21 protein-coding genes are annotated in these 26,150 nt (G+C 61.2%); 7 read left to right on the top strand and 14 right to left on the bottom strand.

Translation table 11 applies throughout. The features are described 5' to 3' along the window. Positions 1 to 773 precede the first annotated feature (773 nt). Entirely contained in the window at positions 774 to 1,145 is a 372-nt protein-coding gene (locus tag PseuLF5_RS07075) for a DUF6124 family protein (protein WP_340133255.1), read from the top strand. 98 nt (positions 1,146 to 1,243) lie between these two features. Here PseuLF5_RS07075 and PseuLF5_RS07070 read toward each other — a convergent pair whose 3' ends face one another. The 6 genes from PseuLF5_RS07070 to PseuLF5_RS07045 form a co-directional block, all read right to left on the bottom strand. After that, complete coding sequence (locus tag PseuLF5_RS07070; RefSeq protein WP_340133254.1) at positions 1,244 to 1,528, bottom strand: type II toxin-antitoxin system RelE/ParE family toxin; 285 nt, start codon at positions 1,526 to 1,528, stop codon at positions 1,244 to 1,246. Beyond that, on the bottom strand, positions 1,518 to 1,724 hold the full coding sequence (relB, locus tag PseuLF5_RS07065) for a type II toxin-antitoxin system RelB family antitoxin (protein WP_123463680.1): 207 nt from the start codon (positions 1,722 to 1,724) through the stop codon (positions 1,518 to 1,520). The genes PseuLF5_RS07070 and relB overlap by 11 nt, the downstream gene beginning before the upstream one ends. Before the next feature lie 275 nt (positions 1,725 to 1,999). After that, positions 2,000 to 3,451, bottom strand: coding sequence for a curlin (locus PseuLF5_RS07060; RefSeq protein ID WP_340133253.1), 1,452 nt, complete (start codon positions 3,449 to 3,451; stop codon positions 2,000 to 2,002). 28 nt (positions 3,452 to 3,479) lie between these two features. Then, positions 3,480 to 3,944, bottom strand: coding sequence for a curlin (locus PseuLF5_RS07055; protein ID WP_128616044.1), 465 nt, complete (start codon positions 3,942 to 3,944; stop codon positions 3,480 to 3,482). 72 nt (positions 3,945 to 4,016) lie between these two features. Beyond that, positions 4,017 to 6,245, bottom strand: coding sequence for an Ig-like domain-containing protein (locus PseuLF5_RS07050; protein ID WP_340133252.1), 2,229 nt, complete (start codon positions 6,243 to 6,245; stop codon positions 4,017 to 4,019). A gap of 35 nt (positions 6,246 to 6,280) precedes the next feature. Beyond that, positions 6,281 to 7,627, bottom strand: coding sequence for a hypothetical protein (locus PseuLF5_RS07045; RefSeq protein ID WP_340133251.1), 1,347 nt, complete (start codon positions 7,625 to 7,627; stop codon positions 6,281 to 6,283). Between the two features lie 425 nt (positions 7,628 to 8,052). On the opposite strand from PseuLF5_RS07045, the gene PseuLF5_RS07040 reads away from it, so the two are divergent. The 5 genes from PseuLF5_RS07040 (at position 8,053) to PseuLF5_RS07020 (ending at position 16,751) form a co-directional block, all read left to right on the top strand. Further along, a complete protein-coding gene (locus PseuLF5_RS07040) occupies positions 8,053 to 9,501 on the top strand; it encodes a sensor histidine kinase (RefSeq protein WP_340133250.1) in 1,449 nt (482 codons plus the stop codon). A 355-nt stretch (positions 9,502 to 9,856) separates the two neighbouring features. Then, positions 9,857 to 12,664 (top strand): multicopper oxidase domain-containing protein, encoded by a 2,808-nt coding sequence (locus PseuLF5_RS07035; protein ID WP_007950081.1) that lies wholly within the window; start codon positions 9,857 to 9,859, stop codon positions 12,662 to 12,664. Beyond that, positions 12,661 to 13,764, top strand: a complete 1,104-nt coding sequence (locus PseuLF5_RS07030; protein ID WP_340133249.1) for an SCO family protein — start codon at positions 12,661 to 12,663, stop codon at positions 13,762 to 13,764. The genes PseuLF5_RS07035 and PseuLF5_RS07030 overlap by 4 nt, the downstream gene beginning before the upstream one ends. A 94-nt stretch (positions 13,765 to 13,858) precedes the next feature. After that, a complete protein-coding gene (locus PseuLF5_RS07025) occupies positions 13,859 to 15,352 on the top strand; it encodes a sensor histidine kinase (RefSeq protein WP_123467478.1) in 1,494 nt (497 codons plus the stop codon). Next, a complete protein-coding gene (locus PseuLF5_RS07020) occupies positions 15,321 to 16,751 on the top strand; it encodes a sigma-54-dependent transcriptional regulator (RefSeq protein ID WP_123467480.1) in 1,431 nt (476 codons plus the stop codon). The genes PseuLF5_RS07025 and PseuLF5_RS07020 overlap by 32 nt, the downstream gene beginning before the upstream one ends. Before the next feature lie 159 nt (positions 16,752 to 16,910). Here PseuLF5_RS07020 and PseuLF5_RS07015 read toward each other — a convergent pair whose 3' ends face one another. Then, a complete protein-coding gene (locus PseuLF5_RS07015) occupies positions 16,911 to 17,258 on the bottom strand; it encodes a hypothetical protein (RefSeq protein WP_340133248.1) in 348 nt (115 codons plus the stop codon). 199 nt (positions 17,259 to 17,457) lie between these two features. Here PseuLF5_RS07015 and PseuLF5_RS07010 point away from each other — a divergent pair, with 199 nt between their 5' ends. Beyond that, positions 17,458 to 18,255, top strand: a complete 798-nt coding sequence (locus tag PseuLF5_RS07010) for a class I SAM-dependent methyltransferase (protein ID WP_340133247.1) — start codon at positions 17,458 to 17,460, stop codon at positions 18,253 to 18,255. Positions 18,256 to 18,407: 152 nt separating this feature from the next. On the opposite strand, the gene PseuLF5_RS07005 is transcribed toward PseuLF5_RS07010, so the two are convergent. The 7 genes from PseuLF5_RS07005 to PseuLF5_RS06975 all read right to left on the bottom strand — a co-directional run bounded on the left by PseuLF5_RS07005 (position 18,408) and on the right by PseuLF5_RS06975 (position 26,149). Beyond that, complete coding sequence (locus tag PseuLF5_RS07005) at positions 18,408 to 19,100, bottom strand: GNAT family N-acetyltransferase (RefSeq protein WP_123467486.1); 693 nt, start codon at positions 19,098 to 19,100, stop codon at positions 18,408 to 18,410. A 114-nt stretch (positions 19,101 to 19,214) separates the two neighbouring features. After that, positions 19,215 to 20,006 carry a ChbG/HpnK family deacetylase gene (locus PseuLF5_RS07000; protein ID WP_123467488.1) on the bottom strand — a complete coding sequence of 264 codons (792 nt, stop codon included), beginning with the start codon at positions 20,004 to 20,006 and terminating at the stop codon, positions 19,215 to 19,217. After that, positions 19,978 to 21,162, bottom strand: coding sequence for a GNAT family N-acetyltransferase (locus PseuLF5_RS06995; protein WP_123467490.1), 1,185 nt, complete (start codon positions 21,160 to 21,162; stop codon positions 19,978 to 19,980). Before PseuLF5_RS06995 ends, PseuLF5_RS07000 begins: the two co-directional genes overlap by 29 nt. Before the next feature lie 4 nt (positions 21,163 to 21,166). Beyond that, complete coding sequence (locus PseuLF5_RS06990; protein ID WP_123469143.1) at positions 21,167 to 21,856, bottom strand: N-acetyltransferase; 690 nt, start codon at positions 21,854 to 21,856, stop codon at positions 21,167 to 21,169. A gap of 68 nt (positions 21,857 to 21,924) precedes the next feature. Next, positions 21,925 to 23,847: a hypothetical protein gene (locus PseuLF5_RS06985; RefSeq protein WP_340133246.1), complete on the bottom strand. Its 1,923-nt coding sequence runs from the start codon at positions 23,845 to 23,847 to the stop codon at positions 21,925 to 21,927. Further along, entirely contained in the window at positions 23,844 to 25,151 is a 1,308-nt protein-coding gene (locus tag PseuLF5_RS06980; protein WP_123467494.1) for a lipopolysaccharide biosynthesis protein, read from the bottom strand. Before PseuLF5_RS06980 ends, PseuLF5_RS06985 begins: the two co-directional genes overlap by 4 nt. Further along, positions 25,148 to 26,149, bottom strand: coding sequence for a polysaccharide deacetylase family protein (locus PseuLF5_RS06975; RefSeq protein WP_340133245.1), 1,002 nt, complete (start codon positions 26,147 to 26,149; stop codon positions 25,148 to 25,150). The genes PseuLF5_RS06980 and PseuLF5_RS06975 overlap by 4 nt, the downstream gene beginning before the upstream one ends. Between the last annotated feature and the right edge of the window lies 1 nt (position 26,150).

Raw genomic sequence — 26,150 nt, 5'->3', positions numbered from 1 at the left:
CCAAACGGTCGCTGCGCTCCCACGCCCGGATCAATCCCTCCACTCAGCCTTCCGACGTCGCCCGTGGATCAAGATCAAAAGCAGGCGAGCTGACACTCGGCCTATTGAGTGGTGAAGAGCGGGGCGTAGTCAGCTTTGGATTTGTGGTGGATTTTCCCCTCACCCCAGCCCTCTCCCGAGGGAGAGGGTGCCGATTGTTGGGCCTTTCAAAATCTGAGTTCAACGGGGTATCGCACGTCGGCGTACCTCTCCAAACCACTCGGTCAGTCCCCTCTCCCTACGGGCGGTCCGACGTTTCGGGAGGGCTAGGGTGAGGGGCTCTTGCTTCAAAGCTTCAAAATCCAAGTTCGGCTCGGTACTGCACGTCGGCGTACTTCTACCAAACCACTCGGTCAGTTCCCTCTCCCTCCGGGAGAGGGCTAGGGTGAGGGCTACGATCTGAAGTGTGTTTAAAGAAGTGTCTAAATCGGCGGAACCTTCCCACAAGGTTTTCAGGTTGTCCGTCGGACGTCCGGACTCTAGCCTGTGTTCGTCGCTGCCAATTCAGTGACCGGGCGTGGAAACCCGAGTAACTACAGAGCGCACAAGCGCCATTCATAACGTATCCTTGCGCACCTTCACTGTGTGCACTCTGTTATGGCGGCTGTGCGTGGGAGACCTTGTGTCTGCCGGGTTGCCTCTGTCCCGGGTTTCCAACCTGCGTACAGCTGCCACCTATTCGCTTGGAAACCGAATGGGAGACCAGCTATAACCGTCATACAGGGTAAATAATCATGAAAAAACCAACACCCAACCCCCCAGAACCAGACACCAACACCACATCCCCCTACGCCTCGGTCGACAGCAAAAAGCTCCACGAAGCCGCCGACCGCGCCCTCGATTTCTACCTCAACCCCACCGCCCACATCATGTCCAGCGCCAACGAGCCGGAACCCATGTACCTCGCCAACCCCAGGTACAACACCGAATCCCTGCTCGCCAACGCCAGCGAAACCCTCGGCTCGGCCAGCGAAATGCTCATCAACTTCGCCGCCTCGCTGGAAACCTCGCACCGCAAGACTGCACTGGGTATCGCACAAGTCTTCATGCTGGGCGAACTGGCGGTGAATCAAGCGCTGGATCACGTCGAGCTGAAGGATGGCTGATTGATCGTTCCCATGCAGAGCGTGGGAACGATCAAGATACAAAAAAACCGTACCTCCACGGGAAGCACGGTTTCTTGTGTTGAGACGAGGAAGCGATCTTAACCGGGGGCGCGTCGAGGGTACTCCTGACGCGTATGCAAGATGCTCACAATCTCGATTTGGTCCGCCACTTGATAAACGACGAGATAGTTCGGGCTTACCACAATCTCCCGAGTGCCGGGAGAGCGGCCTTTGCGATAAAGGTGTGGATGCCAACAAAGCGCAGATGTGGTTTTTACGACAGACTTGTGAAGTGCAGTAGCCGCTACAAAATTTCGCTCACCAATGTACTTCAGGATTTTCGAGAGTTCGACCCGAGCCTTGGGTCGCCACTTAATCTGCATCAGCGCTTTTGCGCATTGATTCCATCAAGGCATTCATTTCCTCCATCACTTGCTCATGGGGAATACTCGGACGCGGATCATCGAGAGAGGCCTGTACTTCGGCCCGAAACCAACGGTCATAACTCGCAGCCTGCTCCTCGGGATCAAGATCCGAAACAACCGGGCACAATGGGTCGATCAAGGACGGGTCGATCATAGAACCTCCGGGTTTGATGCCTCGAAGTCTATTCGTTAACGGTATCGCTGTCGTCGCTGTCTGGATGAATTGCATGTAGGCCAAGCTCCATGAGGATCAAGTTGTCCCGGCAAATCCTAGAGCCTGCACTTCCGACGGCCAACCGCCAGAACTTGTCAGAAAACTCCCCGAATTTCTGAAAACGTTCCGTTTTCCGTAGGACGCAACTCAAGCGTCAGCGCAAAAAAACCGCGACCCCCCTCACCAGAGAATCGCGGCCCATCAACACCCAACCCCTACTGCTGCAACACCGTCGCCTGGTTAGCAGACCCAAACTGCTGAATATTCGCGGTTTGCGTCATGCCACTCTGATCGACATTGGCAATGTTCCCCGTGCCGCCCTGGGTCACATACGCCACGTTCATCGTATCCGCCTGCTTAACAGTGATCATGTTGTCGCTGCCATACAGTTGCGCGGTGTACGCCTGGTTCCCCGTCCCGGATTGATCAAACTCAGCACTGTTGCCAGTCCCGTTCGACGACCCCTGAATCAGGTTGGTCGTCCCGCGTTGATCCGAGATCAAAATGTTGTCACTGCCATTCTGATCAAAGTACAGCTCGTTATACGACTCCGCCTGATTGACCGTGGTCTTGTTGCCAGTCCCGGTCTGACTGGTGGTCATCACATGCCCGACGCCATCCTGAGTGAAGCTGGCCACGTTGCCATTGCCCGCCTGGGTGACGGTCGCACGCTGGTTGCTGCCGAACTGCCCACCCGATTGTGGGCCTTTCCAGTTGCTGGCGTAGACCTTGTTGTCGTTGCCCACGGAGGTGGCGCTGAGCGTGTGGCCGTCGCCGCTCTGGTAGGTGTAGTGCACGTTGCCGTTGCCAACCTGGTACAGCGCCAGCGTCGAATTGACCGATTCGAATTGGTCGGCGTAGATCGCATTGGTGTTGCCAACCTGGGTGACGGCGGCGGTGTTGTTTTCGCCGAAGCTTTGGTCGACCACGGTTTCGTTGCTGTCGCCGTACTGGTTGACGGTGGCCTGGCTGGCGAGTTGCGCGTCCTGCCAGATTTCGGTGCCGTTGAGGTTGCCGAACTGGTTGATGGTGATGGTGCCGCCGGTGCCGTTGCGTTGGTCGCCGTAGGCGTAGTTACTTTCGCCGGCCTGGTTGATGCCGATCTGGCCGCCGTTGTGGGTGACCTGTTCGGCGGTGCCGTAGTTGGCGGTGCCGTATTGGGTGATCACTGAACTGTTGCCGCTGCCCTCATAGAGTTGTTCGATGTTGGCTTCGTTGCTGTCGCCGTACTGGAAGGTTTTGCCTTCGCTGCCGTTTTGCGAGTCCTGATAGACGAACGAGAAGTTGCCAGTGCCTTGCTGCTGTTGCAGCGCGCTGTTCGGTGAGCCGAAGCCCAGCGACTGGCTGGCGTGGGCGGTGTTGAAGGCGCCGACCTGTTGTTGGGTGATGGTGGCGTTGTCTTCGTAAAGTTGTTCGGCGTAGCCGGCGTTGTAGTCGCCGACGGCGTCCTGGGTGATCACGCTGCTGGCGTGGTCTTGCACGGCGGCGGCGTCGTTGCCCTGGCCCAGTTGGGTCTGGGTGGCGGTGCTGAGCGGTGCCTGGGTCTGTTTCACATCCGCGATGTTGGCGGTACCGACCTGGCTTTGGTTGGACAGGCTGTCGTCGGCCATGGCCTGGGCACTGATCATGACCAGGAGGGCGGCGGTGAGGGGCGTCAGTTTGAACATGATTGAACTCTCCGATGATTTGCAGTGCTTAGCGGTATTGCTTGACCGAAACGCTCATGCCGTTGCCCGACTGGGTCACGGCGCTTTGCAGCCCCGCGCCGGCCTGCTCGATGCTGGCGTCGTTGTTGTTGCCGTTTTGCGAAATCTGCGCGCGGTTATGGCTGCCGTTCTGGGTGATCGAAGCGGCGTTGCCGGAACCGTTCTGGTTGATCAGCGCCATCAGGTCGCTGCCCTGCTGCAGGATGTACGCTTCCTGATTGCTGCCCGACTGCACGATCTGCCCGAGCAGCGACTGACCGTTTTGTTGCAGCAGGGCGACGTTGGCCTGGCCGAGCTGGTCGATCAGGGCTTGCTGACCCACCGGTGGGGGCAGTTCGCCGAGGTCGCTGCTGGTCGGGGCCAGGTCATCGTTTTCCATCAGGTCGTCGGCACGCACGCCCGCACTGCTGCACAGCACAAGCAGGCAAAGCAGGGCGGCGGTCGGCGTGTTCATGGCTCACATCCTGTCAGGCGTTAACCGGTTCGAAATCGACCCCAGCCACCCGAGAGTGGCTGGGGATCTGGCTTACAGCGTGGTCACCGAGACCGTGCGCACGGTGCCCTGGGACGAGCGGATCGTCGCGGTCGGGTTGGCCGATGGCACCACCAGCGTGTTGTTCAGCGTCAGCCGCCAGCGTCCGGTCACCGGTACGGTGGTGGTGCCGAGAGTGACCAGCCCGGTCGGGGTGGTGACCTGCACGGTGATGGTGTTGCCGGTGGTCACCGACGAGGTGCCGGTGAAGTCCCAGTTGAAGCGACCGCCGGAGCGTGCCTGCACCGTGGACGCGGTGACGGTGAACGTTTCCGCTGCTGGCCGTGGCGACACTTGCACCGTGACCGTGGCCGGCGTCGACAGGGCGCCGAAGCTGTCCCGGGCGATGTAGGTGAAGGTTGTGGTGAACGCCGTGGTGACGGTGGCCGGCGGGGTGTAGGTGATCACCGTGCCGTTGCTGCTGACCGTGCCGCGCCCGGCGGCTGGTTGGGTCAGGCTGTTGACGGCCAGTGGCACGTTACCTTCCGGATCGGTGTCGTTGGCCAGCACGTTGATCGGGATCGCTACGCCCAGTGTGGCGACGCTGTCGGCGACGGCGGTCGGTGCCTGGTTCGGTGCGACGGTGATGGTTACGGTGGCTGGATTGGCCGAGGCCAGGCCTTTGGCGTCCTGCGCTTTGTAGGTGAAGGTGGTGGTCAGTGGCGCGTTGACTACCGCTGGCGGCGTGTAGACCACCGATGTGGTGCCGTTCAGCGCGACGGTGCCTTGGCCGGCGGCCGGTTGAGTCAACGCGGTGATACCCAGCGGATTGTCACCATCAGGATCGCTGTCGTTGGTCAACAAGCTGAGGGTGATCGGCACGCCGAAGCTTGTGCTGCCGCTGTCGGCATTAGTGATCGGCGCCTGGTTTTCACCAGTGTCTGGCGCGGTGCCAACCACGACGACCGCCTCAGTGTCACTGCCGCCGGCGGCGGATTTCACCGTCACGGTGGCTGGTGGCTGAGTCAGATCGGCGACGGTGATGCGTTGCAGGGTGCCGGACTTCGACAGGCGTCCATAACCTTGGGCGACCATGTCGGGGATCGCCACTTCATCGGTCGATGTCGCTTCGATCAGCAAGGTTTTGTTGGCCCAGTTGTAACGAGCGGTCTGCACTTTCACCACATCGGTGAGCTTGGCCGATACGGCTGTCGGCCGGGTGGTGCCGGCGGGGTTGGTGGCGGTCACGACGACTACCGGAGGGACTGCACCGGTACCCAGGCGATGACCGAAGAACAGGCCGTTGTTGTCACCCAACAGACTGGTCTGACACGGCGTTGGCGGTGGGCCGGGCAGCAGAGCCACGGTTTCGCGGAAGCACAGGGTCGAGCTGCTGTCAGCCTTGGCGAACACCTCGGCACGCACGCCGGCGGCGGTGCGGCGATAGGTGGCGCGGTCGATTTCCACCTGCGTCTGCTGGCGGTTGTCGAGCACTTTGCCGGACAGGCTGAACACGTTCGACTGGATCGTCCCGGCTGGCCCGGTGATGCGCAGGAAGTTGGTGTTGAACGGGCTGCCGGTTACTGCTTCGGTGAGGTTCGGGTCGCCGACGAAAGTTTCCGTGGCGCCGGTGTCCGGGTTCACTTCGGTGTAGGGGCCGTTGACGCTGCGCAGGAACGGCCCGATTGCTCCACCGACGGCACCGGTGAAATTGCCCGGTGCGCCGATGCCGATGTCACGGGTGATATTGATCGCGCGCCGACCGGGCGCGGTGACGTTGACCGTTTCCACGCCGTAGGGGTGAGTGATGGTATAGGTGCCGGCAAGGGGCACGTTCACCCGGATGCGAATCCGCGCAAAGCTTTGCTGATCACCGTCCGCCGGATTTTCCGAGGCGAATGCCGCTTCGATCCCGGCGACATAAGCGTCCACACCATAACCGGCAGCGTTGTCGGGGATCGTGGTTTCGGCCAGGAACCAGAAGGCTTCCGGCGGCCAGTTGTCCGGGAAGATCATCGGTTGGGCGTCGTCGTAGACACCCGGCTCGGCCAAGAGAATGCACATGTAGGCCGGCGGTGTGGTGGCCGCAACGCGTGAACTGGCAGCACGCGACTGGCACAGTTCCATCGACAGCTGGTTTTCGTCCTGATACCACATCGGGAATTTCCCGGTGGCGAAGGTGTAGGGGCCGGGGTCGACGGCGGCGAGTTGTGCATAGGCACTGCCGGTCAGCGAGAGAGCGAGCCCGAGCGCGTTGAGCGCAAAGCGTGGCCACTTGTTCATGATGCCTCCTGATACGGATCTGGGCATGTGAGCGTTCATTGCACGATGACCACTTCTTCGGTGTCGCTGCCGCCGTTGGACGACGTCACGCGCACTTTGGCTGGCGGTATCGGCGAGATCCCGGTGGCCAGGGTTTTCACCGCGCCGTCGCCGCTCAGGGCACCGATGGCGGCGCCGCTGCCGGAGGTGGCGGTGAGTACGGGGGGCGAGGTTTCGTCACTGGTCGAGGCGACCACGGTCAGTTGTCCGGAGCTCATGCTGTATTGCGCGCTCTGGATTACCACCAGGTCGGTCAGGGTCATGGGCAGAGTGGTCGGCGTGCTGCTGGCGATGGCCAGGTGGTTGTCGGCGGTCACTTGCAAGGTGGTTGGCAAGGTCGGGTTGAGCGAGGACTGCGCGTACCAGCTGCCGGTGCTGTTGGCTTCGGTCATGTTCAGCACCGGGGTGCTGCTGGTGACGGCCGCCGTGCCCGGAGCAGGCGGGGCAAGGACGAACACGTCTTGCTGCGCCACCGGTGCGCTGTCGCCGGCCTTGCGCGAGTAGGTGCTGCGCTGCGGGATCATCGGTGTTGGCCGCACGACGGTCGACAACTTGCCGGAAACGGCGAAAGTGGTGGTGCGCAAGTCCAGCCCGTTCGGGCCTTCGATGCGCACGAAGTTGGTGTTGAACGGGCTGCCGGTGACCGCCTCGCTGAGGTTCGGGTCGCCGACGAACTGTTCGGCGGCACCGGTCAGCGGGTTGGTTTCGGTGTACGGACCATTGACGCTGCGCAGGAACGGGCCGATGTCACCCTTGAGCGCGCCGTCATAGGTTTTCGGCGTGCCGATGCCGATGTCGCGGGTCATGTTGATTGCGCGGCGCCCGGGGGTATCGATGTTGAACACCTCGACGCCATACGGGTGGGTGATGACATAGGTGCCGGCGGTGGGCACATCGACGCGAATACGGATCCGCGCGAAGCTGACCTGATCGCCTTCCACCGGTTCTTCAGCGGCGAATGCGGCTTCAATGGCGCTGACGTAGCCCAGATCAATGCCGCGTGCAGCATCGACGAGGCTGGTTTCGCCGGTGAACCAGAACGCTTCGTCGGGAAAGTTGGTCGGGAAGACGATCGGCTGGGCGTCATCGAACACACCAGGGGTCGGCAACAGCGAGCACATATACGAAGGCGCGCCCGGTGTGCTGGGCACTCGCGAACTGAGCGCTTTGGACAGGCACAGGTCCAGGGTGCGGCCGTGGGTGTCCTGATACCAACTGGCGAAACCGCCATTGGCCGGTGCATAAGGCCCCGGATCAACAGCGAACAAAGCGGCCTGGGCAATGCCCTGGGCCAACGCGCTCACGACCAGGACAGTCGCGGTTTTGGACAGTAAAGGGTGCATGAGTTAATCCCTCTATCAAAGTACCTGCCCCTTGGGGATGGGTCAGTTGCACAGGGCCTGTACACCTTCCATGCCAAGGTGTGGTGGATGGGCGGGAGAGGGCCGGGGTAGAGGGCTTGACGCGCAGAAGGGGCAGGTTTTTGGCCAGCGGGAAAAGGGCGTCATTCCCCAGAATCGGGGACGGTGGGGATGCTCTTAGTGGCCCGTCGTACGCAGAACCCCTGTAGGAGCTGCCGCAGGCTGCGATCTTTTGATCTTGATTCACAAAAGCAGGATCAAAAGATCGCAGCCTCGTTGCAGTCGATAGCTCCTACACAGATCTGAGGTGGGTTTGGGAGGTGTAGATCGGGTTGATATCCCCGCAACCGGGCAAACCCCCACCCGTGGGCTATAACCCTATAGGGATGTATCGGGAAGTCGCCGTCATGAACATGCAGTCGAAATCGCTTCCGGTCGAGGAGGGCAATCTGCGCTTGGGCTCGCGCAAGCAGTCGTTCAACCTGCTGCGCTGGTTTTCGCTGATCAGCATGGCGGTGATCGGTACCGTGGCCGTCGCGCTTGGCGCGGTGTCGACGCGGTTCGTGATCGATGAAAGCGTGCAGCGCGATGCCTTGCTCACCGCCCAGTTCATACAGGCCATCGCTTCGGCCGAGGTACGTCACGTTTCCATTCCCAATATCCGCACGATGGGTGAATTGCTCGACCCGCGTCAGGACGCGAACTTTCCCGACGTCAGTCCGCAAGCCCGGGCCGATGCTCGGGGCGAGTTTCTCGATCACATCGAACACCTGCCAGACGTGATTCTCGCCAACATCTACGCGCCCGACCGCCAGGTGATCTGGTCAACCAATCCCGCGCTGATCGGTACCAACATTCATGCCGATGAAGACCTCGATCGCGCCTTTAACGAAAAGATTCCGGTATCCGCCAGCTACCACGACGTCGACAAGGCTCGCGAAGAACAGAAATTCATCACGCCACCGGACTACATCTTCATCGAAAACTACATTCCGCTGTTTGACGCCGAGGGCAAGAACGTCACAGCAATGGTCGAAATCTACAAGGAGCCCAAGGATCTGATCGCACGCATGGAGCGCGGATTGGTTCTGATCTGGCTGGCGACTGCACTGGGTGGCGGGCTGATTTATCTGGGCCTGTACTGGATCGTACGGCGCGCGGCGATTCTGCTCGCGGCCCAGCAAAAACAACTGATCGCCAACGAAACCTTTGTCGCCTTGGGCGAGATGTCTTCGGCGGTGGCGCACAGTTTGCGCAATCCGCTGGCGACCATCCGTTCCAGCGCCGAACTGGCGCTGGAGTTCGATGCCGGCCCGGCAGAGAAGAACATCAAGGACATCATCGGCCAGGTCGATCGCATGTCGAAGTGGGTGCGCGAGCTGCTGCAGTCACTGCGTCCGCTCAACGATGATCCGGAACCGGTGAATCTGGTGGCAGCGCTGCACGAAAGCCTTGTCGCGTTTGAACAGCAGATCGCCAGAGCCGGCGTGCAGGTGGTGTTTCATCCGCAGCACACGCCCATGGTGCTCAGCCAACCGGTGCAACTGACACAGATCCTCAACAGCCTGCTGGCCAATGCGCTGGAGGCGATGGACAAGGGCGGCACGCTGACCGTCAGCCTGGAACCGAGCGAAGACCGTGGCGTGTGCGTGGTGCTCAGCGACACGGGTAAAGGCATGAACGAAGAGCAACGGACCATGGCGTTCCGGCCGTTTTTCACCACCAAGTCTGGCGGTCTCGGGGTCGGTCTGGTGCTGGTCAAGCGCATCATGGAGCGCTTCGGTGGCGGCGTGACTCTCGACAGCCGCGAAGGCGAGGGCACCACCGTTCGTCTGGCGTTTCAACTGGTCCCCTGATTCGTCCATTCCTGCCGAAGCCTGCGATCTATTGACTGATCGTTCCCACGCTCTGCGTGGGAATGCCTCAAGGGACGCTCCGCGTTCCGATGGGACGCAGAGCGTTCCGGGCTGCATTCCCACGCAGAGCGTGGGAACGATCAATCTCAAAGATCGCAGCCTTCGGCAGCTCCTACATGAGGTTTGCATTACCTCAAAAGATTTATGAACTTCCCCCATCACTGGGTGTCAAGCCCCGGTCACCGGGGAGTGGGGGAACCCACAGACTTTCCAAGTCCCTGTTACAACTAGAAATAATTTCTTGGCGCAGTAGTTGCAAAACACCATCACCCCTTCCTTGATGAGGCGGCTGGTGATGGACAGAGCAACGCGTGACCCAAGCAACACTTTCCTGCTGACGCCTCTGAGCGTCTTTCTGATGTTGACCCTCGGCAGCATGGCCGGCGTTCGCGCCAGTCCCATTGATGACGAGCGACAGCCAGAAGTCTCCGATCCCTCGGCGTACTACGACGAACCGACCGACCGCGCCGGCGCGCTCAATAACATCCTGACCCTGCCCGAGGCCAACGAAGATTCCTTCGACTTGCCCGACGGCGTCAAAGGCAGCCGCGACTCGACCCGCACGGAAAACATTCTGCCGCCGACGGTGCAGACCAGTTTCAACTACCCCACCAACGGCAAGCCGAGCCCGCTCTATGGCGCGCAACCGTTCACCCAGCAGTTGACCCTGTTCGAAGAGTTTGGCCCGGAAAAGCTCGACCCGACCACCCCGGCCGCGCCGTTGCCATTTCCGCCGGCCGCGATCGGCCCGGCACCGGCTCAGGACCCGAACAACGTCGCCCGCAGCGCGCCACCCGGCAGCGCCCTCGACGCGTTCCTGCGTCAACCGGGGCTGACGCCATTCCCCAGCCAGTTCGCCAATGTCGTCGACCGTAACCCGTGGCAGGCGCAGATCGAAGTGTTCCTCAACCGCCACATCGGCTCGTCCGCCGAAGGTCGGCCACCCGGAAAAGGCTGGGCGCACCAGCGCTGGAACGAGTTCTACCCGCAAGTCGCTTACAAAACCGTACAGACCGGCGCGCGCCTCAACGGTGGCCTGCGTGACAGCGTGCAAATGCACCATTACGCGGTGGGCGAATTCGGCCCCGGCGGTCTGTACCACAACGTCGCCGGTGTACCGCTGACCGACGGCACCTCGAAGGGCGTCGACCCGCGTTTCCACCCGGCGATGCCGGCGCAAAACCACAACTCGGTGTGGACCTTCGACGGCACGTTGCCGCCGAAACTGTTGATGGTGCGCTACGGCCAACCGGTGATGATGCGCCACTACAACGGCTTGCCGATCGATCCGTCGGCCAACCGTGGTTTTGGCCTGCACACCATCAGCACCCACGAGCACAACGGCCACGCGCCAGCGGAAAGCGACGGCTATGCCAACGCGTTCTTCTTCCCGGGGCAGTTTTACGACTATCGCTGGCCGATCCAGCTCGCCGGTTACGACAGCATCAACACCAAGGCTGAAGACCCGCGCGCAGCGTTCCCCTGCGCCCCCGGCGAAACCCTGTGGGTCAACGATCTCGCACCGGCGAAGAAAACCTGTGACAACGGCACCATCAAGATCCGTGGCGACTGGCGCGAAACCATGAGCACCCACTGGTTCCACGACCACATGCTCGATTTCACCGCGCAGAATGTCTACAAGGGCAACGCGGCGATGATGAACTACTACAGCGCGTTGGATCGCGGTAACGAGTCGGTGAACGACGGCGTCAACCTGCGTCTGCCCAGCGGCAGCGCTTTGCCGTGGGGCAACCGCGACTATGACGTCAATCTGGTGCTCGCCGACAAGGCCTGGGATCAACAAGGCCAATTGTGGTTCAACCCCTTCAACACCGATGGCTTCATCGGCGATCAGGTGCTGGTCAACTGGCAGTGGAAACCGACCCTTGACGTGCGTGCGCGCAGTTATCGCTTCCGCATTCTCAACGGCTCGGTGTCGCGCTACTTCAAACTGGCCTTGGTGCGGGAAATCAAAGGCAGTGGCGGCGAGTTTCAGGGGCCGAAAAACTCGGGTGTGACGTACAGCCGCGTGCCGTTCCACATGATCGCCAACGACGGCAACATCATGGAACACAGCGTGCCGTTCGACGGTTCGATGGACCTCGACGCCGATGGCGATAAACAGAACCACAACGCGATCCTGCCGACGCAGGGCATCGCCGAGCGCTTCGACATCATCGTCAATTTCTCGAAAAACGGTATCAAGCCCGGTGACAAGCTGTTCTTCCTCAACCTGCAGGCGCAGGACGACGGCAAAGGCCCGAAAGAAATGATTCCGCTGGCTGACGTACTTTCGGAGAAATACCTGCCAGTGATCAAGCAGACCAGCAATGGCCCGCAGTGGGACCGGGGAGATCCGGCGGTGGGCAAGGTCTTGCAGCTCAACGTCAAGGCCTACACCGGTCAGGATCTGGCGATGAACCCAGCGGCGTACGAGCCGGCCAAACCGGGCAAGGCTGAAGGGCTGGTGATGATCCCGCTGAAACTCCATCGCGACAACGCCGCCGATAAAGTCGTGCTGGCCAAGGCCCGCCACCGCACTTTCACCTTCGGCCGCTCCGACGGCACCGATGAGGCGCCGTGGACGGTCAAGACTGATGGCGGCTTCGGCTTCCACATGGACCCGCGTCGCTTGAATGCTTCGACTCAGCTGTCCAGCGGCCCGACCGATGCCGGTGTCACCGGGTTCGGCACCCTCGAAGTGTGGAACATCAAGGCCGGCGGCAAGGGCTGGAGCCATCCGGTACACGTGCACTTCGAAGAGGGGATCATCCTCAGTCGCGGCGGCAAGGCACCGCCAGAGTGGGAAAAATGGGCACGCAAAGACGTCTATCGCATCGGCTCCGAAGCCGATGGTCTGGACAGTGTGGAAATGGCGATCAACTTCCGCGAGTTTGCCGGGACCTACATGGAGCACTGTCACAACACTCAGCATGAGGACAACTCGATGCTGCTGCGTTGGGACCTGGAGAAACCCGGGCAACTGCAGTTGATGCCAACCCCACTGCCAAGCTGGGACGGTGTGCGCTACGTCAACTCCGCCGCGCTGCCAACTTTCCGCAGCGGCGACGGTATGGGCCCACAAGTGGTGGTCAAGCCATGAACCGCCGCCACGTTGATAGCCAACCTGTGCATACCCCGCGCTCACGGGCGCTGGGCATGCACCTGGTGCTGATGCTGGTCGCCTGTGTGCTCGGCAGCCGCGTGCTGCTGGCACATCAGGCCAGTGTCAGCGAGCCGTCAGCGGCCAGTGAATCCGCCACCCCGTGGGGTGGCGACTATTTCCCCAACACCTTGCTGACCGATCAGGACGGTCAGCAGGTGCATTTCTTCGATGACCTGATCAAAGACAAAGTGGTGGTGATCAACTTCATCTTCACTTCGTGCAGCGATTCCTGCCCACTGGAAACCGCGCGCTTGCGCCAGGTGCAGAAACTGCTGGGGGATCGGGTCGGGCAAGACATTTTCTTCTACTCGATCAGCATCGACCCGCTCAGCGACACCCCCGAAGTGCTCAAGGCCTATGCCCAGCGCTTCAAAGTCGGCCCCGGCTGGAAGTTTCTCACTGGCGAATTTGCCGATGTCACCGACTTGCGCAAGAAACTCGGGCTGTTCATTGAAGGCGTCGACAACGGCCGCAGCAAAGATCACAACCTCAGCCTGATCGTCGGCAACCAGACCACCGGGCGCTGGATGAAAGCCTCGCCATTCGAGAATCCGTGGATCCTCGCCGATCAACTGGCCAACACTTTGCAGAACTGGAAACAGCCGAGCATCGAAGAAAGTTACGCCAACGCCCCGGACATTCGCCCGCCGAGCAATGGCGAAGAACTGTTCCGCACGCGCTGTGCCTCGTGCCACAGCCTAGGCCCGCAGGATGGCCAGGGCCTTGGCATGCGCAGCATCGGCCCAGACCTGATCGGCGTAACCCGCCACCGTGATCCGCAGTGGCTGAATCGCTGGATCCGCGAACCGGATCGCCTGCTCGCGGAAAAAGACCCGATTGCCTTGCAACTCTACGAACAATTCGAGCGAATCCCGATGCCCAATCTGCGCCTCGACGAACAGTCCGCGCAGTCGATCATCGACTTCCTCAGCGACGAAACCGAGCGTCAGCAACCGTCCAGCAGTGCCGTAGCCGACGGTGCTTTGACGCCAGTAAAACCGGGCGATCCAGCCGCGACGGTGAGTCAGATGCGGTAGCGGCGAAATAGCATCATTGAACCGTGTGTCGCGGTCAGAGCCACCTACACTGATGGCTGTAACTGGCTCGATACAAAACCTCCAGGGCATTCCCATGCAGCGACTGGAAGCACAAAAAACATCTGCGCCGGACACGTCGGCGGCAATGGGCAAAAGTTGGCGCGAACAGTTCAATCTGCTGCGTTGGTTCTCGCTCGCGAGCTTTTTCATCATCGCCTCCGTGGCAGTGGGGCTGGGGTACATCTCGACGCGCTTTGTCGTTACCGAAAGTGTCGAGCGCGACGCCTTGCTGACTGCACAATTCGTTCAGGCGATTGGCGCGGCGGAAATACGCCACGCCGGCATCACCCCGGCGCGGACCATGGGCGAAATGCTCGATCCGCGTCAGGACGACAACTATCCCGATGTCGAACCCGGTGCCCATGCAGCGGCCCGCGCCGAGTTTCTTGACCATGTCCAAAACCTGCCCGACATTCTCCTGGCCACGGTGTATGCGCTCGATCGCACGGTGATCTGGTCGACCAATCCCGAACTGATCGGGGTCAAATTCGAGGATGACGACGAACTCGACGAGTCGTTCGAGATGAAAGTCGCGGTGTCCTCCAGTTATCACAAGATCGACGATGAGAAACCCGAGCAGCAGTTACTGCGCGAACCGAAGTATTTGTTCATCGAGAACTACATCCCGATGTTCAACGCCGACAAAAGCAAAGTCGTTGCCATGGTCGAGGTCTACAAGGAGCCGGCGGATCTGGTCGACCGCATCGACCGTGGATTTGCCTCGATCTGGGCCGCCACGTGTTTCGGCGGTGCGGTGATCTTTCTGGCGTTGTTCTGGATCGTCCGCCGCGCGGCGAAACTGCTGCAGAGCCAACAGCAACAGTTGATCAGTAATGAAACCTTTGTCGCTCTCGGCGAAATGTCCTCGGCGGTGGCGCACAGCCTGCGCAACCCGCTGGCGACCATTCGTTCCAGCGCCGAACTGGCTCAGGAAATCGCCAGCCCCGGCGCGCAACGCAATATCGGCGACATCATCAGCCAGGTCGATCGCATGTCGCGCTGGGTCCGCGAGTTGCTGGTGTCGCTGCGGCCGATGAATGACGACGGCGAAGCGGTGGACCTGGTGATGGCGGTCGAAGACACCGTTGGCGCCTTCGAAGCATTGATCAAACGCTGCAACGTCGAAGTGCGCTTCACACCGCAAAATTGCGCGCTGGTGGTCAGCCAGAAGGTGTTGCTCACGCAAATCCTCAATAGTCTGTTTGCCAACGCCCTCGAAGCCATGCCCAAGGGCGGTGTGCTCAGCGTCGAATTCGAATCGCCGCAGCCTGACAGCGTGCGCCTGACCGTGAGCGACACCGGCAAGGGCATGAGCGCGCAGCAGCAACTGTTGGTGTTCAAACCGTTTTTCACCACCAAACAGGGCGGCCTCGGGGTTGGCCTGGCGTTGGTCAAACGCATCATGGAGCGTTTCGAAGGTTCGGTCGTGCTGACCAGCCGCGAGCAGGAGGGAACCCGCGTCAGTCTCAACTTCAAAGTGGCATCGGGAGGGGAATATGGAACACAGCATTCTGCTGGTCGAGGATGACGAACTGCTGGCCGAGAATATTCAGACCTACCTGGAGCGCAAGGACTTCGAGGTGACGGTCTGCCATTCGGCCGAAGACGCGCTGGGGCAACTGGAAACCTTCATGCCCGACATTGTGCTGACTGACAACTCGTTGCCGGGCATGAGTGGTCACGACCTGATCCAGAAGCTGCGCATCAGCGCGCCGGATCTCAAAGTGATCATGATGACCGGCTACGGCAACGTCGAAGATGCCGTGGTGGCGATGAAGGAGGGCGCCTTTCATTACGTCACCAAACCAGTGGCGTTGCCGGAGCTCAAACTGCTGCTCGACAAGGCCCTGGCCACCGAGCGGATGGAGCGCACGCTGTCGTTCTATCAGGACCGCGAGGCGCAGAAATCCGGGGTGCAGGCGCTGATCGGCGACTCGGCGCCGATGCAGTTTCTGAAGAACACCATCGGCCAGTTGCTCGATGCCGAGCGGCGCATGGCCAACACCGATCTGCCGCCGGTTTTAGTCGAAGGCGAGACCGGCACTGGCAAGGAACTGGTGGCCCGCGCGCTGCACTTCGACGGCCCGCGCAGCAAAGGCCCGTTCATTGAGTTCAACTGTGCGTCGATCCCGTCGAATCTGGTCGAGTCGGAACTGTTCGGTCACGAGAAAGGCGCGTTCACCGACGCCAAGGATCGTCGCGTAGGTTTAGTGGAAGCCGCGGACGGCGGCACACTGTTTCTCGATGAAGTCGGGGAAATGGATCTGCTGTTGCAGGCCAAGCTGTTGAAGTTGCTGGAGGACCGGACGATTCGCCGGGTTGGTTCGGTGAAGGAGCGCAAGGTCAATCTGCGGGTGATCAGCGCCACCAACTGCAACCTTGAGCAAATGGTCCAGCAGGGCAAATTCCGTCGCGATCTGTTCTTCCGCTTGCGGATCATTTCGATCAAGGTGCCGCGCCTGTATGCCCGAGGTGAAGACATTTTGATGCTGGCCCGGCACTTCCTCGCCAGCCACGGCAAACGCTACGGCAAGCCGAACCTGCATTTCAGCGATCAGGCCGAAGAGCTGCTGCTCAGTTACACCTGGCCGGGCAACGTGCGTGAGTTGCGCAACATGCTTGAGCAAACCGTGCTGCTGGCGCCGAGCGACACCATCGCTGCGCATCAGTTGAACGTGTGCATGAGCCTGGTCGACGAACCGCCGCTGCACTTGCACGAAGTGCCGACGCACTACGAATCCCGTCCGGCGAGCAATACTGAGTCGATGAACCTGCCGGAAGTCGAGCGCGACATGGTGCGCAAGATGCTCGACAAGACCGACTGGAATGTCACCAAGTCCGCGCGCCTGCTGGGCCTGAGCCGCGACATGCTGCGCTACCGCATCGAAAAACTCGGCCTCGCCCGGCCGGATAAACGGCAGTGGTAAAAATGCAGAGGTCCGAGCCAGCACAAAACCTTGTGGGAGCGAGCTTGCTCGCGAATGCAGTGTGTCAGTCAGCATAAAAGTGACTGATCCACCGCTTTCGCGAGCAAGCTCGCTCCCACAGGGTTAGCTGGCGTGTGCAGAATGTTTGGGCAACCCGGATCAATGCTGCTGTCGGCTCAAACACTCCAGCAAACAACCCGGATCCAGCACCTCGTCATTCACATAAATCCCGCGCTCGGCATCGTACGTGCGGATAAACACCCGCACCGTCGCATCCGCCACGGTCGGTAATTGCGAATCGGAGAATTCATGGTCACCCGGAATCACCACAAAATCCTGCGGCGCCGTATCCTCGTAAGGCCTTGGCGGCGTGGCCTGCAGTGAATACGGGGCAGGGTGGGCGAAGGGCTGGTTCGGCCCGTAATAATTGAAATTGCTGTCCAGCGCTTGCGCCTGAGTGGCAGCGAGCAGACAGCCGGTCAACAACAGCCGTTCGAGCATTAGCATGGCGGCACCTGCGAGTGCGGTTTTCCCCAAGGCTATTAACTATAGCTGCCCCACACGAAACCAATGTGGGAGCTGCCGAAGGCTCGGGCCGCGTTCGGCAGCGCCTACAGGAATTGGCTTACAAGTTTGCAACAACCACAATTGCCGGGCTGATCTAGACTCGGATCCGCTCAATCACGAGCCTCGTCCGGAGTGCGCCATGGAAGTGCCCAATAATAAAACCGCCATCGAGAGCAATCGACAGGCGTGGAACGATTCCGCCCATCACCATCAGGATTCGCCTGACTGGCAGGCGTTGCTGAGCGACGTCGCGCAGGCGGATTTCTCCTGCCTCGATGAGACCCTGAGCGGGTTACTGGAGGTCGACGCCAAGGATGTGATTCAACTGGGCTGCAACAATGGCCGCGAGAGTCTCTCCCTGTTTGCGCTTGGTGCCAGAAGCGTGGTCGGTGTCGATCAATCGGCTGCGTTTCTCGAACAGGCGCGTGAGCTGAACAAGCGTTCACCGCACAATGCCGAGTTCATCGAAAGCGATATCCATCATCTGCCAGCGTCCCTGCACAATCGTTTCGACGTGGCGCTGATCACCATCGGCGTTCTCAACTGGATGCCCGACATCGGCGAGTTTTTCCGCCATGTCGCTTCAACGCTGAAGCCGGGTGGCAAACTGGTGATCTATGAAACCCATCCGTTCCTGGAAATGGTTGATCCCGACGCTGAGGATCCGTACCGCCTCGCCAGCTCGTACTTTCGTGCCGAGCCGTTTGTGCAGGAAGAGCCGATTGTCTATGTCGGCAAGGTTGAGCAGCCGGCGGCGAAGTCGTATTGGTTTGTGCATAACCTTGGCGCCATCTTCAGCGCTGCCATTGCGGCGGGGCTGAATATTGCGCACTTCAGGGAGTACGCGCATTCGAACCGGGAAGAGCTGTATGACCGGTATTTGAATCAAGAGGCGCAGATGCCGATGTGTTTTACCTTGGTCGCCACCAGGATTTGAAATTCATCGTCGTTGCCACTGGCCTCATCGCTGGCAAGCCAGCTCCCACAGGATTTTGTGTCGTACATAAATAACCGGTACAACTCAAAACCCTGTGGGAGCTGGCTTGCCAGCGATGGCGGCCTAAAGACACCACAAATCCTCGGATTGAATCAAGCCTGCGCCGCCGAGCTCACCACCGGCCGTCCCGGTTTGCGCAGCGGTTCCAGCCGTGATCCCTCATACCGCGTTTCACGGAAAAACCTCCAGCGGCCGAACAGGCCGTAAACGTGCGTGACCCGCCCCTGCTCGTGGTATCCCATGCGGATATGCAGCTTCAGCGCCGGAATATTGTGCGTCTCGCACACGTCCACCACCTTGTCGCAACCCTGCGCCGCCATGGCTTGCCACAGCGCCACTTGCACGTCCACCGACAGGCTGCTGCCGAAATAGGCGCGGGTCATTTCACCGCCAAACTCGAAGAATTCACCCGGCTTCACCGGGAAGGTGCAGCCGTAATAGTGACGGTCGTGATAGTCGCGAATGCTGCCCCAAATAAAAGCGACTGCGTGGCCGTCAGCATCGAGGTACATGTGCCCGGTGTGCCCCTCGGCGGCGAGCTCCGCCATGGTGCCCACGCGGTCCCCAAAATGCTTGGCGAAGGCGATGGCGTTTTCCGGCGTGATGTCGACTCTGCGCAGTCCGTCGTAAGGCCGCAGCTTGTGTGGCGGTACAGGGCTGACCAGGTCACGCTCCATCCACAACAGTTCCCAATGGAAGAACACGTAGCGTTTCCACAACGTGCCGAACGTGCGGCCGAGGCCCTTTTGTCGGATGCGTTCTTGTAGTTTTTCGATCACGCTCATGATGCCCTCCGTGGCCGTAGCCCGGGTGTGGTGGATGGTGCTTTTGTGGGTATAGATCACGCTGGCCAGTTAATTTCAAAGGGCCACTTTGGAAAGTATTTCAACTTGTGTAGCTCAATCGAGTGCCGTCGCCCCGCGTAGAAAATCCTTGTTCAGATCGGTATAGGAAACCCGCGGAACGCCCATCAGCCGCTGCTCTAGAACACGGCTCAAAGACTCGTCGGGGTGGAGATAGGCATCGCCAAAGTCGGCGCCGAGTTGCGTCGGATGCGCGACGATTTCCAGCACGCCGTCGGTCGGCGCGTTGTCGTTGCGCAGGTCGATCGGCGTGCACACGTAATCGGCGGTGACACCGGCCAGACTCTGCAAACGCCAATTGAGCAATCCCTTGAATACACGCTTGGGCAGATTGAGGTTTTGCCCCAGGTTGCGCGCCAGCCGAATCGGTACACCTTGATGCGCGGCAAACCGTGCGACGATCTCGCCGATCGGCCAGATGTTGTGCACGTGCTGATGTGAATCGATATGGCTGGGACGCATGCCGTGCTCGACACAGCGCTGCCACTGCGCCTGCAGCTCTTCGCGCACCGCGTCGCGATCCTCACGCCCAAGCCACAGGCTGTGACGCGGCAAGCTGAGGTCGAACACCCCGTGGCCATCGCAGAAGGTGCGACTGCGCAGGATCGCCGCACTCAGCGGCCGGCCGTACGTCAGGTTGAAATGCAACCCGACCCGACCTTGCAGCGAAGCATGCCGGGCCATCGTGCAGGCCGCTTCGAATGCAGGCATGTTGGCCATGGCGGTGGCGCTGCTGATGACCCCGGCCTGAAACGCCGCGAAGATCACCGCGTTTTCGTTCGGGCTGAGGCCGAAATCGTCAGCGTTGACTATGACTTGGCGAGGCATGTTCGCCCTCCGTGGTGATTGCGACAGGTTTGACGACAGGTGCAGGTTTATCTGCGCGTTTGGCGCGCCACTGTTGCAGCGTCGGTTTGAGTCGATGCCACAGGCGCAGGCCGAGGCCGAGCACCAGACCACTCGGGCGCCATGAGTAGAAACTCCAGCGCCAATGCTCCAGTTGCCCGGTCATGCGTTCGTGCAGTTGATGGCTGGAGTTTTCCAGGCTGACCCGCGAGGCGTCGATCCAGCGCCAGTTGTCGTCCAGCCCCCAGCGAATCCATTCCTCCAGCAACACCCGGCCGCTGCCCAGGTCGGCGTATTGCGGCAGGAAGGCGAGGTTGTAATCGTAGAGCCGACCCTGTTCGAGCAGGCCGAGCCGGTAGCTGATGCAGCGGCCGTTCAACTCCAGTGTCACCACCCGCACCAGGCCCTGGCCGGCGAGGGCGGTGAAGGCGCGCTCGATCAGTTGGCGGCTGCGTTCGCTGGCGAAAATCCCCACGCCTTCGTCACCTTTCCAGCTCACCGCTTCGACGTCGCTGATGACCTGCAGCAGTGGGCCCATGCTCATCGCATCGGGCACGATGCGCCGCACCTCGGCACCGCACGCGGCAATCCGCTTGCGTGCCCGACGCAGTTTGTAGCGCGGGTCGCCAGACACTTCCTGATGATCGGCCGCGCTGATCAGATGCACCGGCACCCGACAACTCAGGCGCCGTTCAGCGGTCGAGCTGCGCGCCATCCATTCGGTCAGCGCGCTTTCCTCTCCCGCAGGTTCGGACAATTCATTGAGTTGCAGCAACGCGTGGGGCACCCGTTGGCGAATCAATAGCAACGCTTTGCGCATGTCCTCACAGCCGAGCAAAGACAACAGTGCCAAGCGATCGGCCAGTGGATACCCCAAGTGATGCACGACCCGGAACGGCACGCCGGCGAAACGCTCGCGACTCGCCACCAATGGCAGGCACAGACGCAATTCGTCCGCTTCCCACCCCAGCAGGATGTGCAAACGCTCACCCTCGCCAAGGGCCTGCTCGGCCGCGCACAACCAACCGAGGTGGTTGAACGGCGTGTGATCCGTCACCCGCAGGCACAGCGCTTCATACGCTATTGCCGGGAAGTCGGCGGCGCACAGCGAAGTGCGCCATTCGAATCGCGTCACCATAGGCTCAGGCCGCCGTGGCTGTTACGGGTGGACGGGACGGTTTGCGCAGCGCATCTAGACGCGAGCCGCTGTAGCGGGTTTCGCGGTAGAAGTGCCAGCGACCGAACAGGGTGTACACATTCATGATGCGGTTTTGCTCGGTGTAGCCCATACGCAAGTGCAGCTTGAGCGCCGGGATGTTGTGGAATTCGCAGACGTCGACAACCTTGTCGCAACCTTGTGCGGCCATGGCTTTCCACAACTCCAGTTGCAGATCTACCGACAGCTCGGTGCCCCAATAGGCGCGGGTCAGTTCACCGCCGAACTCGAAGAATTCGCCGGGTTTCACCGGGAACATGCAGCCGTAATAGTGCCGGTCGAAATAGTCCCGCGCGCTGCCCCAGATAAACGCTACCGCATCGCCCTGGTCGTCGAGGTGCATATGCCCGGTGTGACCTTCGTTGGCCAGCTCGGCCATGGTGCCGACGCGGTCGCCGAAATAGCGCGCAAAGGCACTGGCGTTGTCCGCCGTGATCTTCACCACCCGCAGTGGCGGGTAGGGTTTGAGGCTGTGCGGCGGCACCGGGCTGACCAGATCGCGTTCCATCCACAGCAGTTCCTGATGGGAAAAAATGTAGTGTTTCCACGCTTTCTTGACGGTGGCAGTAAGTCCTTTCTGCCGCAGGTGTTCAGTCAGTTTGTTGAGCATGTTCATGGTGTTCACTCCGGATGACGAGGCATCGCGCGGCCACAGGCCTGCGCAGCTGAACATCAACGGACGGTTCATGACGCGCTCCAGCTAAGGGAGAAGAGGGTCTGCCCCGGAAGCTCGAAACGCACGCGTCCGTCCTGGCAGGCAAACGGCGCGTCGCGACTGCGATTGTCGGCGCCGAAGTAGCGCAAGGCGCCATTGTTCAACGGGCATTTCGCCCCGCTCAGATCAATGCGCTGCAGGCGTGTGCCTTTATTCACACCGAGCAGACCACGCTGCTCGTCGCCGGCCATCGCCAGTACATCCACCTCAAATCCATCGTTCTCCAGCCACAGCACCTGATGCAGCCAGTGCTGCGCAATGAACTGCTGGGCCAGCCCCACCGGTTTCAGCTCGAAGCGGCGTTCATCGTCCGAGACGCGCAGCATGCCTTTGGGGTATTGCGGCTCATCGGCGGCCTGGAACCAGTTGAGCATGCTCAGCAAGCCATCCTGCGAAGCGTTGATCACCACCGACGCCCACCACAGCGAGGTGTAGTGGGTTTCCTGATCGTAGGGGCTGAGGCTGGAACCGCTGGACAGATTGGTCTGGTCGAGCAGCAAGGCTTTACGCGGCTGCCCCTTGCTGTCGAGGCCAACCAGTTCGGCGGCGCGCCGCACGCTGTCGCGGTAGACGCGAGTGGCGAGGAGGTCGCGGATCATCCATTCGTGCCACGCCAGTGCATCGACCTGATCACCTGATTCACTGAGCAGACGCCGCGCCCAGTCGATGCCGCGCTTGTCTGCCGCGTTCTCGGCGAACGGCCCGTTGACCAGCCGCGAACTGGCCGGCATGGCAATGCGCACACCGGCCCTGGCATTGGCCGGATCGCTGCGCACCTGCCGGGCCATGCTGGTGAAGATCGCCTGATATTGCGCATAGCTGGAGTAGTTGAGGTTCGGCTCGTCGGCAAAGCCGATGTAGTGCGTGCCTTGGCCGCCCAGCGCACGGGTGCCGGCGAGCCATGCCGCGAGGCCGCCGTTGCTTTGCACATCGGCGCGCAGATCGGCCTGCCGTTGGCTGCCAGCGAGCAGCGTGATGTCCTGCTTGATGCCGAAACGCTCCTGATACACCTGACGGAACGCATCTTCGAAATGCGGATTCTTCGCCGTCACATCAACAAAGCTGTAGTAACTCGCCGCTGTCGGTTTCAGCGCATCGAGCGCGGCATGACTGGCCGCTGGCGGCATCACGTAGGGCAGAGCGATGCCCAGATCCGGCGTGCGCCCCAGGACTTTGTCATGCACGACCAGATGGATCTGGCCGGCGTCTTCGCGCAAGGGTTTGAGTTGCTGCGGGTTCTGCGCAAACAGATTGGCCGTGCCATCGAGCCAGAACGCCGCCTTGCCGCTGCCTTGCAGGCGCAGGCGCCAGACTTGCTCGCGCTCGCTGACCGGCAGTGCGACCTGATCGAATTGCCAGTAGGCGCGATAGGGTTTCAGCGCGAGTGTCAGCGCTTGATCATCGCCGACCCGTTGCGCCTGCAACGCGCTGACGCCGCCATGAAACTTGCCGGCCAGCACGGCGTGTTCGCCGGCGGCGACCTTGAAATACAATTCGTCGCCGTTTTGCGTTTCGGCACTGAAATGCACCTTGGCCGGGGCGAACAACGCGACGGTGCGCTCGTCATGCTCAACGCGATAATGGCGGAAACTGTAGCCGGGAATCTCCAGTCGATAACTGGCCGCGCCGGGCAACAGCGGCCAACTCTGGCTGCCACGGGTTTCACGGGCCTGAATGAACCGGTCGTCCTGCAACCTGCCCTGGCCATCGAGCAGATACAAATGCTCTTCATTGGCCTCGGCCTGCCACGCCGGCGTCCAGCGCACCGTGACCGTATCCGGGCGATCCGCTTGCAGATACAGACTGCCGTCACGGATCTCGCCCCAACGCATGGACGCGGCAAAGGCGTCCAGCGACAGGCCGAGACCGAGCAGCAGGGCCAGGCCTTTCATGCGGTTTTCCGCCGTTGCAGCATCAGCCACATCGGTGTGACGTCGCGGGGCAGAATGATCAGGGTTTGCCAGAACGGCACGCCGCTCAAGCGGCAGTACAACACCAGCATCGCCACGGTCACGGCCAGATAGGCAATCGACGAAGCCGCCGCCGCGCCGACGATGCCGTAGGCCGGAATCAGCACTAGGTTCAGCGCCAGATTGAGCAGGGCGCCCAGGCCCATCAACAACGACACCGTGCCGGGACGGTTTTTGCCCAGCAGATCGAGGCGCAGAATGCTTGCGTAGCACAGGCCCAGCAGCCCCGGCAGCAACGCAAGCAACGCCGGGTACGCCGGTTGGTAAGCGACCCCGAACAACGTGACGATCAGCCATTGGCCAATCACCGCCATGCTCAGGCAAGCGCCGAGCATCACCGTGGCGGTCAGGCGCAGGGCCAGTGGCGTGACCTTGTCCATGCCTTCGTCCTGTTGCAGCAGGCGTTTCATCAAGGGCGTGGTCACCGCCTCCGGAACGATCAGCAGCAGTTCGGCGGCGGCGCTGGCCATTGCGTAATGGCCCAGCGCGGTACTGCCGAGCAAGGCGCCGATAAACAGATAATCCGAGCGCAGGATCACTTGCTGGAACAGCAGGTCCGGATGGCTGCGGGCGCTGTAGCGCAGCAGTTCGTTCTGGCTGGCGCGATCCCACTGCAGCTGCAACGGTTGCGCACGTTTGAGCCAGACCCAGCCGGCGAGCACGACCAGGCTGATGCCGGCCAGCCAACTGATCAGCGCCGCTTCGAGGGCGGCACTTTTCCACATCCAGAACAGGGCGAGAAACAGCAGCAGCGGCGCCAGCGACTCGACCAGGCGCAAGGCGTTGAACGCCACCACCCCGCCCGAGGCGTTGTGCAAGGTCAGCAGACCGCTTTTCAATACCGTCAGCGGCACCGCCAGCAGCAACAGCCAGGCGAGCAGACCGAGTTGCACGGTGACATCCAGTTCACTGCCGAATTCACGTACCAGCGCCACCACCAGCAAGGTCAACAGCCCGGCCAGCAAACAGCCGAACACCAACACCTGACTGAGCAGCAGGCCCATCGGCCGTTGCTTGGCGGCCTGATAACCGACCGCCGAATTCAGCCCGCCACTGGTGGCCGCACTGATCAGGTCCGGCAAGGTGCTGAGCAGGGCAAACAGCCCGCGCTCACTTGGCCCGAGGATCCGCGCCAGCAGCACGTTGCGCAGCAAACGCAGGGCGATCATCGCCAGTTTGGTGCCCATGCTCAGCGCCAGATGCTTGAGGTAGTGGCCTCGACTCATGGCCGTGCCCCGCGAAAGATTCGCCACGACAGCAGTTCCGGATTGCGTGCAGTGCGCTGACTGACGCCGAAACGCGGCAGGTTCAGCGGATCACCTTCGCCGCGATAGATGCCGGTGGCGGTGCCCAGGGCGAACGGATAATCGTGGCGGGCAAGCTGTTCGCGCACGCGTTGGTCGTTGTCACCGTTGGGGTAGCAATACACCGGCAACGGCCGGTTGCAGCCATTGTTCAGGGCATCGCGGCTGCGGCTGATTTCCTCGCTCAGGCGCACATCATCCAGACCGGTGAGGATCGCGTGACTGGCACCGTGCGGGCCGAAACGCACCAGCCCGGACGCCTCCAGCGCCCGCACCTGATGCCAGTCCAGCGCTTGCGGCTGCGACTCTTGCGGACATTCATCGGTCAGGCGTTCCAGTTCACGCGGCTCCAGGCCCTTGAGCCCTTGCAGGTAATGCAACAGCGCCAGACTGCGCCGGTCAACGTCAATGTCGTCGAGCAGCACCGGCAGCGGATGACCGCACGCTTGCAGGCATTCGATCAAATGCATTCGCGGCTTCTCGCCGTGGCTGCCCCACAGGGTTTCGCCGAGGGCCTCCCACCAGAAACGTTGACGGCTGCCGATGAAATCGGTGGAGAGGAAAATACTCGCCGGTATCTGATATTTCTGCAGCAGCGGCCAGGCGTTGACCGCGTTGTCGCGCCAGCCGTCATCGAACGTCAGCGCCACCCGCGGGCGCTCGGTGCGCAGCGAGTTGGGCTGGAGGATTTCCATCAGCGGCACGCAGTCGAAGTGGCGACGCAGCCACTCCAGCAAGTGCTCGAAGGCCTTGGGCCCGACGCACAGTTCATTGCGGTGCGGCAGGTTGGCGGCGCGGTCGTTGGCCAGCACCCGGTGCAGCATCAGAATCACCCCGGCACCGTGCAACTGGTTGCGGCCCACGGAAGAGTTGAGATAGAGCCAGCCACTGGTGCGTTTTATCAGTTGTTTGATCGCCATG

The sequence above is a fragment of the Pseudomonas sp. LF-5 genome (assembly GCF_037626295.1).
GTDB classification, from domain to species: domain Bacteria; phylum Pseudomonadota; class Gammaproteobacteria; order Pseudomonadales; family Pseudomonadaceae; genus Aquipseudomonas; species Aquipseudomonas monsensis.
This window is presented reverse-complemented; position numbering and strand designations above follow the sequence as displayed.